General features: G+C 49.0%; 13 protein-coding genes. 6 read left to right on the forward strand and 7 right to left on the reverse strand.

The window, feature by feature from the left end; genetic code table 11:
• Positions 1 to 801: a hypothetical protein gene (locus tag AC07V8_RS22985; protein ID WP_494680457.1), complete on the reverse strand. Its 801-nt coding sequence runs from the start codon at positions 799 to 801 to the stop codon at positions 1 to 3.
• A gap of 273 nt (positions 802 to 1,074) precedes the next feature.
• On the opposite strand from AC07V8_RS22985, the gene AC07V8_RS22990 reads away from it, so the two are divergent.
• From AC07V8_RS22990 to AC07V8_RS23005, 4 genes are all read left to right on the forward strand, one after another.
• Positions 1,075 to 1,839, forward strand: coding sequence for a hypothetical protein (locus AC07V8_RS22990; RefSeq protein WP_494680458.1), 765 nt, complete (start codon positions 1,075 to 1,077; stop codon positions 1,837 to 1,839).
• 216 nt (positions 1,840 to 2,055) lie between these two features.
• Positions 2,056 to 2,634 carry a hypothetical protein gene (locus tag AC07V8_RS22995; RefSeq protein ID WP_494721499.1) on the forward strand — a complete coding sequence of 193 codons (579 nt, stop codon included), beginning with the start codon at positions 2,056 to 2,058 and terminating at the stop codon, positions 2,632 to 2,634.
• 52 nt (positions 2,635 to 2,686) lie between these two features.
• The gene (locus tag AC07V8_RS23000) at positions 2,687 to 4,678 is read left to right on the forward strand and encodes a hypothetical protein (protein ID WP_494680460.1); all 1,992 of its coding nucleotides are present in this window, start codon (positions 2,687 to 2,689) and stop codon (positions 4,676 to 4,678) included.
• A gap of 375 nt (positions 4,679 to 5,053) precedes the next feature.
• The gene (locus tag AC07V8_RS23005) at positions 5,054 to 5,212 is read left to right on the forward strand and encodes a hypothetical protein (protein WP_494680461.1); all 159 of its coding nucleotides are present in this window, start codon (positions 5,054 to 5,056) and stop codon (positions 5,210 to 5,212) included.
• Positions 5,213 to 5,264: 52 nt separating this feature from the next.
• On the opposite strand, the gene AC07V8_RS23010 is transcribed toward AC07V8_RS23005, so the two are convergent.
• From AC07V8_RS23010 to AC07V8_RS23035, 6 genes are all read right to left on the reverse strand, one after another.
• Positions 5,265 to 6,440 carry a hypothetical protein gene (locus AC07V8_RS23010; protein ID WP_494680462.1) on the reverse strand — a complete coding sequence of 392 codons (1,176 nt, stop codon included), beginning with the start codon at positions 6,438 to 6,440 and terminating at the stop codon, positions 5,265 to 5,267.
• Between the two features lie 142 nt (positions 6,441 to 6,582).
• Entirely contained in the window at positions 6,583 to 7,320 is a 738-nt protein-coding gene (locus tag AC07V8_RS23015) for a metallophosphoesterase family protein (RefSeq protein WP_494680463.1), read from the reverse strand.
• Positions 7,321 to 7,377: 57 nt separating this feature from the next.
• On the reverse strand, positions 7,378 to 8,622 hold the full coding sequence (locus tag AC07V8_RS23020) for an ATP-binding protein (protein WP_494680464.1): 1,245 nt from the start codon (positions 8,620 to 8,622) through the stop codon (positions 7,378 to 7,380).
• Complete coding sequence (locus AC07V8_RS23025) at positions 8,619 to 9,881, reverse strand: TnsB C-terminal domain-containing protein (protein WP_494680501.1); 1,263 nt, start codon at positions 9,879 to 9,881, stop codon at positions 8,619 to 8,621. The genes AC07V8_RS23020 and AC07V8_RS23025 overlap by 4 nt, the downstream gene beginning before the upstream one ends.
• A gap of 950 nt (positions 9,882 to 10,831) precedes the next feature.
• Positions 10,832 to 11,746, reverse strand: coding sequence for a TnsA endonuclease N-terminal domain-containing protein (locus AC07V8_RS23030; protein WP_494680465.1), 915 nt, complete (start codon positions 11,744 to 11,746; stop codon positions 10,832 to 10,834).
• 182 nt (positions 11,747 to 11,928) lie between these two features.
• Entirely contained in the window at positions 11,929 to 12,282 is a 354-nt protein-coding gene (locus AC07V8_RS23035) for a helix-turn-helix domain-containing protein (protein WP_494680466.1), read from the reverse strand.
• 599 nt (positions 12,283 to 12,881) lie between these two features.
• Between AC07V8_RS23035 and AC07V8_RS23040 the strand changes: the two genes are divergently transcribed.
• Both AC07V8_RS23040 and AC07V8_RS23045 read left to right on the forward strand, forming a co-directional pair.
• Positions 12,882 to 13,268, forward strand: a complete 387-nt coding sequence (locus AC07V8_RS23040; RefSeq protein ID WP_494680467.1) for a hypothetical protein — start codon at positions 12,882 to 12,884, stop codon at positions 13,266 to 13,268.
• Between the two features lie 14 nt (positions 13,269 to 13,282).
• Positions 13,283 to 13,552, forward strand: coding sequence for a helix-turn-helix domain-containing protein (locus tag AC07V8_RS23045; protein WP_494680468.1), 270 nt, complete (start codon positions 13,283 to 13,285; stop codon positions 13,550 to 13,552).
• Positions 13,553 to 13,558 lie beyond the last annotated feature (6 nt).

The raw sequence follows: 13,558 nt of genomic DNA on the forward strand, positions 1-13,558 counted from the left end.
TCATTTTTTCGGAGTATTTTCTTCAGATTTGTCTTTGGGGCCGGTTACCTTCTCAATTTTATGGACGATGAGTTCTGTGTCTTTGCGTTCGATAACACGAGATACTTGGTCGTGTGAATCAAAAATCGCAATGTGAGTGGTGGAACTATCTAGAATAAAGCCGGTAGCGATTTTCTGTCCATTTTTTTTAATTTCATGACACTGCGAATCAGTAGAGATAACTTCGCAACCTTTGACATAGATTGCTCGTTTATTTTCCGCCGAGATTTTTCCCTGGCTTACTCCGATATATAACGGCACGCTAAAGATCATCCCGATCAGAATCAATATAATGGGTACGGTCAGAGCTAGCCCTCCCGTTAGGAGGAAACTACCAAACAGTTCTGACAGCCACTCTGGAATATCTCGCGTTTTACCTAATGGTTTCTTTGCGAATTTTCTAGTCGCAACCTGCATACCCCAAATGTAAAGCGTAACTATGAGCGCACCCAAGAGCAGGAATTTGAGGTATTTATTTATTCCATTCATCGCAGTGGTTACAAAATTTAAAAGCGTCACCGCGCCATAAATCTGAGTTTCATATGTACCTTTGGGGAAGTCAGATGAATTCACGCCGAAATTATCCAAAAAAACACTTTGCTGGATATATCCAAGGAAGTAGAACAAGATTCCTGCCCCGATAATTAACGCGGCAAAAATTTTTGCAAGCAACCCAAAAAAATGCAGAATCCTATTCTCGGAGGCGGAATTTCCGCTATTAGTCTGGGCAGGGAATTTATTTTTCGAAAGAGTTTTTGCCATATAACGATCAAAGATTATCGAGCATAAAATGCCGGGTCATGGGGGGGCGTTGGCCCATTGTAGATTAATCGTCGCACCCCGCGCATATTCCGGTAAAGTTGATCATCCGCGCCAGTAGTTGTTGACCGGCTTAACTACGTTTCGCTGGCATTGACTGTACCTATCAATGGCTTGAGGCAAGCTCCAGCCCGCTGTTGGGCGGTGTACCTTGAATGACGGATTAGGTCGGCGACGATAGCCGCGCAGGGTTGTGATATTCCGATGAAATAAAAAATGGGGCAAAAAATGGCAAATTGTTGGGCGGCGTGCATCGGAGATTGCAATGGCGGTATCAGTCGCGAGCATGTGGTATCGAAGTGTCTTTTCATATCACCCGGAGTGACGGTCCAAGGCCTTCCTTGGTGCAAGGACGAGCCAAAAACAGTAGGCCTCGAATCGCTCACCGCGAAGATCCTGTGCCAGTCCCACAATAACCGGCTCTCACCGCTGGACACGGCGGCGGGATTTGCTTTCGAATCGCTCAGAGAATTAATGTCGAAGGAAAACCATCGCCATAAGACCTCATTGTTGACTCGACTCGCGACGCCGCCACCGATCATCAATGCCAAGCTTCTCGAACGTTGGTTCTTAAAGACATTACTGAACCTCTCGCATGGCAGTGAGCTGTTTATCGGAGTGAATGGGGCCGAAAAAGGCATCGTTCCGGCCGATCTTGTCAAACTCTGCTACGGCGAAATGCCATTTGAGGATGCTGCGGGAATGTATGTGGCGGCCAACTCCGGCATGATTTTGAACTCGACCGACACCCTCCAGTTCTCCCCACTGCTCAAAGACGATCGAATCCTCGGAGGATTTTTTGAATTTCGAGGTGTGCGGTTCTTCCTCGCGCTAATGCCGGAGGGCTTGCGATTTCCCCTGTCGACTATTCCTGGCTTGGGCGACGGCTGGAAGCACGCCAACTTATTGCGGCCATTTCTAGCCATCAAAACTCAGATATCCGAACTCATCACGCTACCCGTGATACAACTCCAGTGGTGAAGACAACGCCCATCGCAGAGCACTCAAACTGGCTGCTTCGCTGAAGCAGTCGAGCCTCTCTACTTCCCTAGAATTATGGATCAAGAGCGTCTACAAGACTCGTGGTGATTTTTTTCTCATCGTACTTACATCAGGATAGAATGCAATGGAACTAGCTTTCGGAGCATCAGTCAAGGTGCACAATCGGACACACGCGGCCAGTCAGTTCCGCGACTGATGGTTGTTCAACGAATTTTCAAGCTAACGATGCCACAATCATCTGAACTCGCCGGCGGCGAGGGTTTCACCTTTGAGGGCGACGCGGCTGCGTTCTATCTCACCTCGCTGCTAGCCGAAGCATACGCACCCGGTATCGATGATAGAACTGTAGTCCGCGTGTCAGTTCAACAGCGCGATTTCGGTGAACCGCTCGATGATGTGATCGTCGATTTTGAAGACGCGGCAAAGAACCCCGCACGCCTTAGTCTTCAGGTGAAGCGTTCGCTAACGATCAGTAAAGCACAAACAAACACTGACTTTCGCGACATCATTCGCGACAGTTGGGCCACTCTCAAGAAGTCTGACTTCCGCATCAACACCGACCGATACGGGGCAGCAGTTGGTACGGTTACCCCTACCAAAGAACGAGCGCTCAAGACCCTTTGTGATTGGGCCCGTGAAAGTCTGACGGCTGACCATTTCGAGGCTCGCTTTGCCCAGGGCGGCAACTCCGGTGCAAACGTCAAAGCTGTTAAGAACGACGTCGTTGCTCTACTGGACGAAGATGCGAAGGGAACCCAGTGCTCTAGTGAATGATGCGGTCCAAGCAGCAAATGCGCGACCGGTCCGTAAGACTCAACTCAGTTGGATGGTGCCTAAGTTCCTCTTTGCGACAGGGCCGATCCGCGACCGCGCTTGTGAAGCAATCCTTAGTTTTAAGAACGATCTGCCATATCAGTACGAAGAGCACCGCGACCTTCCGGAGGCGAGGGAGCATCTTACCGCCCAAGCCCTTGAATATGCCGAGCTGACGGACCCGAAAAACTATCAGGTATACCGCACTGAAGAGGATTCAGACCAGTTTGCGATCGTCCATGTCAGTCCTTCTGCCACTAAACCTGAAAACATTGCTAGGTCCGAAGAGGCCTCCAGGTACCTTCGGCTGTCGAGTCTTTGGACATGGGCGTCCAAGTCCTTTGAAGAAAGGGCAATCCAAGGCACGTATACGATCGAGGACGCCATCTCATTGGCAAAAGAAGCTGACACCGGCGATTTGTTCGTGCATTCGAACGACGAGAATGAGGAACAAAGCTTGTCTATGAGTCGAGGCGCGGTCGCCGCTACTGCGGCCATCGTGCTCAACTTTCGAGAAGGGCGCATGCAAGAGGACCTTGAGTGGTCTCGTAACGTCTTAGGGCGCGCGATCCGTCTGCCAGAAAAGCCCGGTCTAATGTGGTCGCCTAGTTCAGATATCCCGTGGCACCAGGCGATCTGCGTGGCTCGAGGACTTGCAGCAGATCTCCGTGAAGGTACAGCAGTAGGCAACGCGGCTCGCGACCTCCTCGGACTGATTGCGCACCCACTTGAAATCGTTTCGTTGGCTGCGCTCGAAGAAGCCTGCAAGCTTTGGTCCAAAGACCCCAAGCTGACTTGGGCCGGACTGACATTGGCATTTTCGCTGTGCCACGTTCCACTGCGACCGCGCGATCAAGCCCGTCAACACGGTGAAGCGCTCCACTCGTTAGCTGAAGCACAAGCGGCGGTCGACGCGGCGCTTACGTTCTGTGAGAAAGGAAGCGGATGGGCCTCTCTTCCATTACCGCCTCCAGCCTGGGTCAAGGTCAAACCAGAGAATGGCCGGCGTAGGCGCCAGAGCAATGAAGAATACGACGTGGATGATGCTGCCGATGCGACTGAGGAGTGGGGTGAGCCGGATGTCTTCTGGCACTCAAAGCAGGCGGCAGAAGTCCTCAAGCGTATCCCCTTCGCAGAGATTCTCAACAGTAGCGCGAGAAGTGTACTCCTCGAATTCCTCGCCGGTGTTCTCGACTGGACCAACCAGAAGAATGCACCGCCTTGGGTGAAGCCAGGACGTCGAGATCGTTCGGCGACCCGCATCTTTGAATGGACTCACGCCTTAGGGTCGAGGCTCGGCCGGGTGGCTGGACTTCTCCCGCTTAGCGACTTTCAGGCCCGCTTCCTCGCCCCGATTTTGGGGCTCGAGGGTGACAATTGCTGGGCGCTGCTCTCTCCATTCGCGAGCACCTACGTCTGCGCCCACGTGTACGATGCGCCGGCCGTTCCGGCCGACGCAGTCGCGACGCTTGACCTCTGTCTAGGGCGACTTCTCCAGGCCCCTGCCTTCAAGCGCGACGCCTACCGGAGCGGTGAGTTCTCTGGCTTCGATCAGCCAGAACTTGTTCGAACGTTGATGTTTGTATCAGTCGAATGCGCGGACTTGGCCGCTCGCTACGTCAATGGCGACTGGTCCGAAATCAGCCGCATCCTGCCCTTGATTGATCGTTTCGTTCGTGCTGGCGGATGGGCTGCCTCCGTGATGGATCCGTTCCTTACGCTCTGTGAGCGAGCTAAGGCCTACTACCCCGCCGAAGCCTTCGCAGACCAAGCACTCGCGGTTATCGGTGGCGGTCCTGACAATCTAAAGGGTTGGCATGGTACGTTCATACTGGCTCGCATCGCGGAGCTGGTGCAGCACTTCGCACATCGTGACGCACCGATGACGCTGGCGCTGGCTCAGAAGTTCCTGCGGATTCTCGACATGTTGGTCGACATGGGTGATCGGCGAAGTGCAGCACTTCAGCTTGGTGAGGCGTTCCGCGAGATTCGTTTGCCTTCCTAGTCCGAGACGCCTGGGGCAGCAGGTTGCGCGGCGGGCGCTCATACTATGCTCTCTATGAAAACGTTATATCGATGACCTTTGCACGGGGGTATTAAGTCGTCGTCCTGTGCTTGGGGTCTTAGATGGCTGTTTCTCCTGCTTTTGCTAATGAATCCATCTGATGGCCGATTCCAGCATGGAACGTGCGGAGGCTACAGTATCTCCACCTCGATACGGACCAAGACGCGGTCGTTAGGCGAGTAATCATTTTTTCTGAAAAAACAGCCTCTTTTATAAAAAAGTACAGGCCGGAATATGGGACTAGGGTGACTCTGGATTTTTTAGGCGATTTCCTCTCAAAATACAATTTAATATGTTTTGAGAGGAAAAATGAATATGGGCAGTCATTTCGAAGAGCTTTCGCCGCTGCAAGCCAAAAATTCTATTGATATTCGGCAAATATTTGATGCTTGGCGCGTAGCGTCCGCGCAATACTTAGTGCAGTTAGCACTATTTAAGAAAATGACAGAATTATTCAAGAATATCGTTAATTAAGAGAAATTAATTTAATGGCAATTTTCGTTAAGTGCGCACCATCAAGCTCAGATTAAATAGCGCTATTCCAGAATTCCTTCCTACAAAGAGGATCAATTAGATCCGCTTCCGCCCGCGCCCAACATGCCCATTCCCGCAATTGCAAAACATCTTGCATAGGTAGTCCCTCTTGCGATTGCGCTAAGGCTGCTTCTACACAAGCACGTATGTCTGAAGCCCGTCGCCAATCCGCTGCGTCGGAAAATAATTTCTGCCGTTTTTCTTCTTCTATCTTTTCTATTCGTTCTTTCTCCAGCCGGATTTCCTCCTCTTTTCCTCGACGAATTGCTTCTTCCAAATCATTCTTCCGCTCCACGTGCAATTCATGCCGATAGACTGCTGCGGTCCGATACATCCACTCCCCGGCAATTAGGAAGCCGATAACAATGTCCTTGATTTGATTTTCAAGTGGAAAATCTGGCCTATCCTCCCACTGAAGGGTAATTTCAGACGGAGCTTTCCACCACGAAATCTCTAGTCGCAGTTTTTCTACTTCAGTCTCGGTAGCTGGTGCGCGATGGGTGACGCGTTTCCGCTGCTCCTCTATGGTGTCCAGCTCGAATAGCATGGATTGATCACCTACACGAACATGCAAATCTTTAGCATCGCTTCGGGGAGTAGAAGGCTTGCAACCGCAATGAGAAAAAGCCACGAACAAACTATTTAAAATAAGGAGGCGCCTGCGCCCCGGTCGTGAATCAAATAATGGGGGATTCCAAGAAAAACCAAACGGGCTGCTTATTTGTTTTTCTTTTCGCTCATTGTCTTTTGCGAGTAATTTGGCAATGATCGGATGAGGATTCGAGAGGCTTTTTCGTATCGGCGCCTTGTCAGCAATCTTGCGCGCGCGTTCAGTTACCACGTCCAAACTTTCTGGAAAATACGGTAGCGCTGGTATAGGTTCAGACAGAAGTTTATGTTTATCCTCTTCTGTTCCCCAGTTTCGATATTCGCCAAAGACGATTTTCTCCGTCTGACCGAGCTTACGCTGCGGTAGCGGTGGCTGAACAGTGGACTTTCCTGACTGGCGCTTCGCCCAGTAGCCTACGCCTGGCTTTGGAATATCTGCTTCCACACATATTTTCCCCAGTCGGACATCGGAGATTTCGAACCGTTTAGCTAAAATCGATAATGGTTCGGCCCACACTAGGTCATATAATTCTTGACGAGTAACTTCGTGATCGATCATTCGCCCCCCGGTTTTCGAAACGTTTAGTTTTTCCAGATCTCACCAGTATCTCAAATAACGAATTGTCTCGAATCACTATGCAATATTTGGCCTTTAGCCGCCACGCTTAGCGCAAGATTTTTCCGCTTCGCGAACTGATCCCTTATAGATGTCCGCTGCGTAATCCTGCTTGGCGAGAGGCGCGCAGCTCGTCGATGTCGCCAGGCCGGATTACGCGGCCGTTTTCGTCAGTGATGCCGCAGAAGCCGACCCCGTAGGCATCGAACCCCAATCGCTCCCGGCGGCTGCTGTAGTCGAGTCGGTCATGGTGGTGGCCGTGGAAAGTCGCGTGCACGCCCAAGTTGTGCGCCAGTTCGTCAATTTGCGCGAAGCCGTGGGGGTGGCAACTCGGAGCTTCGTGGGTCACGAGGATCTCCGCTTGCTCACTAGCGAGCCGGAAATAATCGCTGGGGAAAATAGAGCTACGATGCTTGCGCGGCAATCCGCCGCGCCACAGATTGCCTTTACCGCATCGAGCGACGAAATCCTCGGACGTCTCGAATGCGAATTGCTCGGGTGGTGCCCATACTTGGCCGCGAAAGATCCCGCCAAGGCCTGCGACAAGCACACCGGCAATTTTTACAACGCGGCCATGCAAGTTGCGATCGGCCAGCGTCGAGCCGAATAGGTGATCGTAATCGGCATCGCTATCGGTATCGTGATTGCCGTGAATCCACCAAATGTCGGTCAAATTGAGGATTTCTGCCAGCACGTGGTCAAGCGCCTGTGGGGACTGTAGGTCGCCCAAGAACACTACAGCCTCCGGCCTATGCTCCCTGACGGCTTCGATCACATGTTGAAAGCGGCCGTGCACGTCGCCGCAGAAGAAAATCCGCCCCATAAACTTTCACCTTTCAGGTAATTACTGTCAGACACGGGTAAGCGTGGTTCATGTTAATCATTGAAGGAGCGATATTTGGTTGGGCAACAAATCTTCATAACGCGATAATTTGTTAGGATCGTTTGACTGAAGTGCCTCGATCGCAGGTCGTAGTGGTGACATGTATGTATTCATCGCTAATACGAAATCTTCAACGGCAAGTGATTTGGCTTTTCGCTCCAATACACATCGCTGTGCAAAAAACCAGAGACAAGAGATGATGCGCTGTACGCCACCGGTCCAATCGAACATCATTTTTCGTAGCTCATCACTTGGGGCTAGTTTTTTGTCAAACCATTGGTATTCAAATAGTTTAGGGAACATATATTGTTTGAAATAGAAATCATTGGGTGATGCTATTTGAGGAATTTTATGAAATCCCCCTGTGATCAATCTCTGCGACATACTAAACCGTGTAGAAAACGCTGCCATTCCATCTGGTGTGCCAGCCGCGACGATAGCAATGCCCGACGTATTTGCTAACGTTAATACAAATTTGAGGGCTTCGTCTTCAACGATGCGTAATGCAAGACGATTTTCTTCTCTAAGTTTTGTTTGACGAGCCCTTTTCGTTGCTAGCTTAAAAAAATTCTGAATCTCATCCAATACTAAAATCCCTAGAAAGTGCGATTTGGCTTTTTGTTGCCATGCCCGCAGCATCTGAGGGCCATTTTTTCTAGAACTTTGTAAAATTGATTCGAAATGCTCCGAGCCGAGCGCATGGTCCAAACTAAGCATGAGTTGTTCTGCCAGGTCGATAGATTTTCCGCTGCCAGGAACATCAACTTTTAACCAAAGCACTTGTTTGAAATGACCTGCAATGGATGGGAATTGGTCGTGGAGAAAAGTTTGAGGATAGAGAGCGAGTGCTTTCTCAATGGCCCGAGTTTTTCCCACACCGGATATGCCAAATACTGCAGCTAACAAAGGTGACGGAAGTGTGTTGTCTTTTGTATGTGGCTCGTCATATAGATCTCGCCAAGTACTTGGACTGGTTGGCTTGCGTGGGACATAGCTCTGTCGAAGTAAGAAATCAATGGTCGACGCCACCTGAATACTTTCTTGCGTGGGGATATGCAGAGCATTTACGCTGCCTAGTTGATGAAGACGAATGTGATGCTCCACTTTCCCGGCATTACAAGGATATGGCGGAAAGTAGGTAAGTCTAGCCATCGTTTGGATCGGACTGAGAATAGGACCACAGGCATCGATAAGAGGATTGTTGGCATAATTCTCGACAGGTCTGTGTTCAGCATTTTTCATGATGTTCTTTGCTCCGATGATTCGAGTGAAAATAATTGATTCATCAGATCTTCATAGACCTCATTTCTACTCTCGGTAGGAGCTTTTACATCACTTGGTGTGGAAGCAACTGCTGACAAATCCCCAGACTGGTGCAGAGTATTCTCCAACGATTTTGCTTCGCGCAAACCGAGAAGAGGCCCCTGATAGTTGGCCTCCGCCTCTGCGGTCTTTTCTTTGGCATTCGTAATGAGCGCTTGTGTAGCATTGTGGTGCTGCAGAGCTCCCACTATTCGGCAATGCTCTCTGTCATTTGCTTTGAGCTTCTCGTAAGTACGTACATCCAACCATTCGTCGAAAGATGTTCTTGGTGAAGCTAACGCGGTCGGTGAAAGAGTTAATGTATCCAGTCCACGTTTTTCGGGATCGCTCCACCATATTTGGGAGTTACTACCAGGGAAATAGTGCATGCGTTCTTCCATGACACCGAAATTTCGTGCGAAGGCGGGCCACTCCTTTTCTTGTACAAACGGCGCCTCATATTTCAAACCACCAAAGTACACACCATCCTTGCGGATAATGGCGTTTTGAGTTGGCAATAGAGAGGTTATTAAGCGCGAAGATACCTCTTCTTTTTGGTAGCCAATGCCAACTTCATGACCAAAGCGCCATAGGCCAGACGGAGTAGGATCGACTCCGGCCGCCATCATTTCTGTATTGAGTCGATGAGAGCGATCAGAAAAGAAATTGTATTGGGCGAAGATACCAGAGAGATAAATCACGTACTCTTGTAAGGTGAATAGACTGTCTCTTGGATTGGCACGAAGCTCTAGCTCTCGTCTGCGGGCGTCGATTGTTCCCGGAATGAATTGAAATTGCTGGTCTTTAGCAATTCTATTGAGTACCTCAACAATTCCTTTTAAATCTGGACGATAGGACGGGTTATATTGCATATTTACGCCAAGACGATGTCCCGTCGCCGCAGCGCCCTTAGAGAGATATTCACCTCGATCACAAAGGAACGCATGCGGCAGATTCGGAGAAGGGGAGAGATGCAGGGTTGGTTCATATCCCCATAGTTCCCCAAGAACTGCTGGATTCGAAATCGTCGAGAAAAGCGCGACCTTAGCGGTTTCCCAAGACGGCCCAGACAGACAAACGTAAAAGCCAACCACCGCTGTTGACCATACATCTACGACGATATAAACGATCGGTCTGCCAATACACCAAGCCCGATTTATGCTGCTTCTTAGGAAAATGTCGCCAATCGTGGAATCAATTGCGTATACATGGCCAGGACCGGCAATGCCATTCCACGATTTCCCGAACAACCCACGAAAATTTCGAGTGAAATGACCAGCGGTGGTCTTGGCCATTTTTCGTTGTAGCTTATTTTCAGCTTGATGGATGATCCGCCTGACTTGCTGCTTATTGGGGTATGTTCCTTGCACAGGATCAATGGGGACGAGGCCGTTCTGTGTTTTTCGGTAGCTCTGAACAAAGCAGTTGGCTATGATTTTTGTATACTCACTGCCAAATTTCAGTTTCGGGTCCCGCTTAATGACTTGGTGCGCGGCGACTATTTTCTGTCGCATTTCTTCAGTGACGCCAACTTGGAGAAATGGCTCTTCCACTTTTAAGCGCTCTTTGAGAGTCTTGCGCCCTGCTTTTTTCTTGATTGCGTCGCATAACCGTAATTTACCTGGTGCACCTGATAGATCGTATCGAGGATTGAGAGCTCCTAAGTTGAACCCATGCAGGCAAAGTAGATCCCATAGTCGATAGCAGGTGGCGCGCGAAACCTTACAATTTTTTCTAATCTCTGCAATCAGGCTACCGATTCCACGGCGGGATAAAAGTGCGTCGCATACGTTTTGATGGTCTAGAAAGAAAGGTGCTATCTCGCTACGCTTATCAAATATCCGTTTGTCCGCCGGCGAAAGGGTATCTGGCTCAAAGAGGAGTTTTGCATCGACCTCGAGATCAACCTCTTGAAGCGAATGCAATTCCTGAAGAAGTAACAAAATCTCGGTTGGAACACGTTTGATTTTTACTGACCTCATTGAGATACTGATTGTTTCGTCTGAGCTTGGCTCAGTAATATTTCTCGGGATGTCCTCGTTGTCCTTCATACGAAATAGAAAAACGCTATCGTGCCCTGCGGGTCTGGCAATTATTCGATAAATCCCACCGAGATTCTTGTCAGTGATTCGAATCACTGTATTGAAATTCAGAGGCATATCGACCTCCTTGATGCCACTGGGTTTTGAGCCAGAAACTGTACGTCATTTAATAATCGTATGGGGGTACTTGGCCATGGTGAGCGACATAAATCGATTTTTAGGCGATTTTTCCAGACGGTTTGCCAGAACGCCCTTTGTGCCAAATCCATTGAAACGCCTAATTGGCTGCGGAGTAGCTGCAAGCACTCGGTAAGTGATTTTCCATTGAAAGAGGTTGCCTTAGCGGCGCATGCATCTAAGTAATTGATCTCAACAATGTCGCAGTTTTTCTTGGGAAGCCCCCATGGTAACGACATGCGAATGGTAAGGCCGACGGATTTCTCATATAGATCCGGCGTGATCAGTAACCATTCAACACCTTGTCTATTCCAATACTCCTTTTCGAGCTGAAGCAGTCGTCGTTGCCGTTTAGTTAAATTATTATTTGGCTTAACACTGACAGCTAAAAGTTCATAGTGTCCAACCTCGAATTGCAGCGCGACGACAATATCGGTAGTCATTACCCATGATTCTTTGTCAGAGTGCGTCTTCACTAAGGGATGCTTTATTTTCATTTCCTCAGCAATGGCTAGCGTCCCCGCGCTACAGATGTTTGTATGTGTTGCGCTGTAAGCGGCGAGTTCTATTTGATGCTCGTGTAAGTTAAGAGGAAATTGCTCGCAAACATCAATTGCCTGAGGAAGCATAGTGACAAAGCCAAAAACATCAGATTCGGTATCAGATAGGTAGTGATGACTTCGATCTGTGCGCGCCCATAGAGCCAGCTGAGATCGACCGCGACTAGCTGGATCGCCGCGCGTAATTTGATGCCATGGCTGGTAGTCTGCAAACGTACCAGTGCCTCGGCCGCTGTCCATCCAATTTCGAATCTTCGTAGGGGTGAATCTTTGTCCTTTTCGCATGTTTTTCCTTTTCGATGGACGAGCGAATTCCTCGCTTCAATATCGCTAATTAAAATCAATGAAAAAGGGGGATTGACGTGCTCCGACGAAGCGCGTAGATTTCTAGTACCTGCTATAGAAATCTGGGTTATCCCCCAGAGAAAAGCGCCAACGGTTTGCCGACCGTGGCGCTTTTTTATTGCCTATTTTTTTGTTGCCATGCAGTCTTCCCTTTCGTAGCTATAAGGAGATTGATCGTTATTTTTCTCAGACCTATCTTTGGAATGGTGGTCTTCATTCCGGATGACTTCATGTAACTTCTGTTTTAAGCCCAGGGCCACTGCAATTTTGTGACCTTCTCCGCGAAGACCCTTTTGGCGTCCAGCGAGAATTGCGTACACCATCTCGGCGCGAAAATTATTTTGCTTTGCCCAATCGACGATGCTTTCACCCCTTGCAATGAAAGCGTCTCTCAAAGCCTGTAAGCGCACTCGGTCAATTTCGTACACATTGGCACCTTTATGCATAAAAGCAGTTAAATTCGTACGTATTCTCATTTTTCACCGAGGGGCAGTGAAAATCTACGTACAACTGTCGGAATTTTTGTCGTTAGAAAAAGACGTCACGATCACTTGCAACACATGATCACAGTGGTCGAAAAGCACAGGTTGTTGGTGTTCGTGGGGGGACCTGCAGCAGTTGCTTATCCGTCGAACACTTTGAAAAAAATACTGAGTAGATTTTCAACGACACCAGTCTTTCGAACATGGTCTGCGAAGAGATCGGTGATCGGATGCGAAGCTCACCTTCTTTACCGGTGTTGCCGGATTGAACTCATAGACGGGGAGAATCCTCGGGAATGGAAGGTTTCGTATTGAATTCTTGAGCACGAGCCATCTTCGGCAAAACGCTTGGGTTGATACCTTGAAAGAAATCTAAACGGGAATCTGCGGGGCGCTTCCAAGTATGTGCGCAGGCACCTCATAATTTATCCAAGTAGGTAAATTGGTTGATTTCTTGTTCCCGGCGTTTTATGAGCGCGTAATCAGCAGGGGGAGGAGCTATGTTTCATATTGGCAAATATCTATAGAGTGTGATGTATAGTAGGTCGTAGTCGCCCGTGTTTCGCTAACCCATTTACAGGGAATCAGGTTAAATGACTACGAAATCCCGGGTGTTAAGGGAAGTATTTGCAGAGCTAAGACGGACTCTTGGTCCTGAAATTCCAGCAAGGCAGCTATTAGTATTGGCGAATGGATTGCTAGAGTTGTATCTAAATGACGACGAGCCTGGGCCATTATTTGACGATAAAACTGGATACATTCCTTTCGATGAGTGGCCCGTCGATATTGCTATGAAGGACGGCGGCTGGCGTATTGCTAAGTATGAAGAAGATCTTGAAAGATCGTTTGAATTATCTGAACTACGAGATTTGGTCACATCGGCGGGGATGCGAAATCTCAGACATTTCACTCGAATGGCAGGAACTTGCCGAACTAGCTTACGAGAATCGGATATTGAACAGGATGTCGACGAGAAATAATGGAGGATGAATAGATGAAAGTGACGCATGGACTGAGCGCGGCAGTGAGAGAGCATTTACTGACCGGGCAGCCAATAACGCGACTCGAAGCTCTAATATTCTTTGGCGTATCAAATTTGACTGATGTTATTTCTGAACTGAGGAAGCAAGGCTTCATCATAAAATCAAAATCAGTCACTTTCGCTTCTGCCGTCGTCCGTGTGAACAAGGTTGCCACGCTCCTGCCTCCCGCTAGCCTACCGACTAGAGAGATCTACCTGACGGAATATTGGATTTCTAAGTGAATTTGA

It is taken from the genome of Collimonas sp. GW821-FHT02H07, assembly GCF_059421505.1.

What these genes read in the sequence shown, in the direction of transcription:
- AC07V8_RS22990 (WP_494680458.1), top strand. Translation starts at nt 1,075, where the DNA reads ATGGGGCAAAAAATGGCAAATTGTTGGGCGGCGTGCATCGGAGATTGC.
- AC07V8_RS22985 (WP_494680457.1), bottom strand. Translation starts at nt 801, where the DNA reads ATGGCAAAAACTCTTTCGAAAAATAAATTCCCTGCCCAGACTAATAGC.
- AC07V8_RS23030 (WP_494680465.1), bottom strand. Translation starts at nt 11,746, where the DNA reads ATGCGAAAAGGACAAAGATTCACCCCTACGAAGATTCGAAATTGGATG.
- AC07V8_RS23000 (WP_494680460.1), top strand. Translation starts at nt 2,687, where the DNA reads ATGGTGCCTAAGTTCCTCTTTGCGACAGGGCCGATCCGCGACCGCGCT.
- AC07V8_RS23015 (WP_494680463.1), bottom strand. Translation starts at nt 7,320, where the DNA reads ATGGGGCGGATTTTCTTCTGCGGCGACGTGCACGGCCGCTTTCAACAT.
- AC07V8_RS23040 (WP_494680467.1), top strand. Translation starts at nt 12,882, where the DNA reads ATGACTACGAAATCCCGGGTGTTAAGGGAAGTATTTGCAGAGCTAAGA.
- AC07V8_RS22995 (WP_494721499.1), top strand. Translation starts at nt 2,056, where the DNA reads ATGGTTGTTCAACGAATTTTCAAGCTAACGATGCCACAATCATCTGAA.
- AC07V8_RS23035 (WP_494680466.1), bottom strand. Translation starts at nt 12,282, where the DNA reads ATGAGAATACGTACGAATTTAACTGCTTTTATGCATAAAGGTGCCAAT.
- AC07V8_RS23045 (WP_494680468.1), top strand. Translation starts at nt 13,283, where the DNA reads ATGAAAGTGACGCATGGACTGAGCGCGGCAGTGAGAGAGCATTTACTG.
- AC07V8_RS23010 (WP_494680462.1), bottom strand. Translation starts at nt 6,440, where the DNA reads ATGATCGATCACGAAGTTACTCGTCAAGAATTATATGACCTAGTGTGG.
- AC07V8_RS23020 (WP_494680464.1), bottom strand. Translation starts at nt 8,622, where the DNA reads ATGAAAAATGCTGAACACAGACCTGTCGAGAATTATGCCAACAATCCT.
- AC07V8_RS23005 (WP_494680461.1), top strand. Translation starts at nt 5,054, where the DNA reads ATGGGCAGTCATTTCGAAGAGCTTTCGCCGCTGCAAGCCAAAAATTCT.